This is a genomic window from Microcystis sp. LEGE 08355 (genome assembly GCF_015207185.1).
Taxonomy (GTDB): domain Bacteria; phylum Cyanobacteriota; class Cyanobacteriia; order Cyanobacteriales; family Microcystaceae; genus Microcystis; species Microcystis panniformis.
Window position 1 is genome coordinate 1 of the sequence record NZ_JADEXI010000719.1, and the last position, 2111, is coordinate 2111.

2 protein-coding genes are annotated in these 2111 nt (G+C 44.4%); both read left to right on the forward strand.

Going from position 1 to position 2111, the window contains the following annotated elements; translation table 11 throughout:
- Nucleotides 1-231: 231 nt before the first annotated feature.
- Complete coding sequence (locus tag IQ242_RS23285) at nt 232-1518, forward strand: hypothetical protein (RefSeq protein WP_193961588.1); 1287 nt, start codon at nt 232-234, stop codon at nt 1516-1518.
- Between the two features lie 152 nt (nt 1519-1670).
- The coding region (locus IQ242_RS23290) for an RNA-guided endonuclease TnpB family protein (protein WP_193961589.1) at nt 1671-2111 on the forward strand (441 nt) is incomplete at its 3' end.

Genomic DNA, 2111 nt, shown 5'->3' on the forward strand with positions numbered 1-2111 from the left:
CCTCTCACCTTTGTAACCCCTAAATCAGGTTTTTATGTCAAGCTATTTTGAAAGCCTTGCTAGAAACCAGTTTTATGGATAAGTATAATTACTCACTTGCATAAATGAGATGCTCCCGGGTGGGGCTGTTGCTTGACCCAAGCTACAGATCGCACTGGTATCAAAGGTGATTGAACCAATCACTTTTAAACCCAAACCAAAGACAAGACATTTTTCTCAAGGAGTTTTATTATGGCATTCGGTGACAAAAGCCAATGGGATTATCTAGCAATGGCTTTGATAAAGGCATATCCTGCGTTGCAGAATGCGTCTGCTGCGTCTACTCCGCAGGATCGTGGGAAAACGTATTTCCAGTTTGCTGGACAGCCTTTGCAGGCCGATTGGACATCAGGAACAGACTATCCCGCTTGGACACGCGCAAATACCGTCCCTGGTGATTTAGACGGCTTTTATCGAGAAACAACGAGTCTGGTGGCACGTTCATATTCTACCTATATTAGTTCCATTGCCCCTACCGGTTTTCAGACAAACCCGCAATATCAGGGATATCAAACTAATCTTTCTGCCCTGGAGAGTGACTACGCCACGCTGGCTGGCCAGGCAATGGATGCCTTCGTTCAGTGGAAAAGCCGATACCCAGAGATTGCTGGAACTACTACCTATTTTCAATGGCTTACCACTGAGGGGACGGAGGGTCCTAGTTGGAATGCAAAACTTCAAAATAACCAGGAACAACAAAACAACGTCAAGAAAACAATCGCCGACTTTGTGAAAGCCGTTGATACGGATCTTGGTAGTGCACAACAAGCTGTAACTGAACCTGCCAATATGGAAAGCTTCACCATTGGTGGAGTAACCCAGACGGAATTGTTGACCACCATTGAGGATCTTTCCACTACATTGACCAAATGGACATCCAAGTCAGAGGGAGCGTATGAGCTTGATATTACCATCGACCAGGAAACCCTAGAAACTGGGGAGTGGCAGGAGTCAATCCAGTCGAGTGTGAAGCAAAACTGTTGTTCAATTTCATCGTCGGTGACGATTGACTGGAAGCGCGTGATTCAAGATACAAAATATAAGCTACAGGTGCAGGCTATCGGTGCAAACAATTTCCTGATCAGTCGGGGGAAGTGGTACAATGCAGACTGGCTAATGGCATCAAAGGTCGAGTTTCCTCAAGGTAGCCGATTTACAATGAAAGACTTCTTCGGTGAAGAAGGCACATTGCACATGGTGCCGGTATCAGTATTTGTGATTTACAAGCCAAAGGTGACACTTACTATCAGCACAGAGACATACACTGAAACGGTGAAGAGTTACTACGATGCCTCGGCAAGCGTCTCGATTTTTGGACTAAATTTCTCGCTGGCGGGTGGTGAAGAGAAGTTTGTCCAAGACGGACCAAATGACACCAAGATCATTACATTTGACTCCTTCAGCGACCCGACCGCAACCCCGTTAGTCTTTGGAATGTCTTCCCAAGCTTTCTATCCGCCACCAGCGCCAGCAAGCTAGTGTGATCGCCATCGCCGTAGTGCGATCACATCGCCTGTAGGTTGGGTTGACGCAAGGAAACCCAACTTCCATATTCATCGAAAATTTTGGGTCTGAAACCCCGTCGTTCTACGACGGCTTTGCTGTTAAATATTAGCGCATTTACGAAATATATGCTAAAATGTGAGGTATGGAAAAGCTATCGCTACCGATTTTACCCAACACCAGAACAAGAGTCGCTATTGCGGCGCACTTTGGGCTGTGTAAGATTAGTTTACAATAAAGCTCTCCATCTCAGAACACAAGCTTGGTACGAAAGACAAGAAAGAGTAGGATATACTGAAACTTCTTCAATGCTAACCGATTGGAAAAAGCAAGAAGAATTAAACTTTCTCAATGAAGTAAGCTGTGTACCCTTACAACAAGGGTTAAGACATTTACAAACAGCTTTTACTAACTTCTTTGCTGGTCGTACTAAGTATCCTAACTTTAAGAAAAAACATCAAGGAGGAAGTGCCGAATTTACCAAATCTGCTTTTAAGTTCAAAGACAAACAAATCTATTTAGCTAAATGCACAGAACCCTTACCTATTCGATGGTCAAGACAAATCCCA

What these genes read in the sequence shown, in the direction of transcription:
- IQ242_RS23285 (WP_193961588.1), top strand. Translation starts at nt 232, where the DNA reads ATGGCATTCGGTGACAAAAGCCAATGGGATTATCTAGCAATGGCTTTG.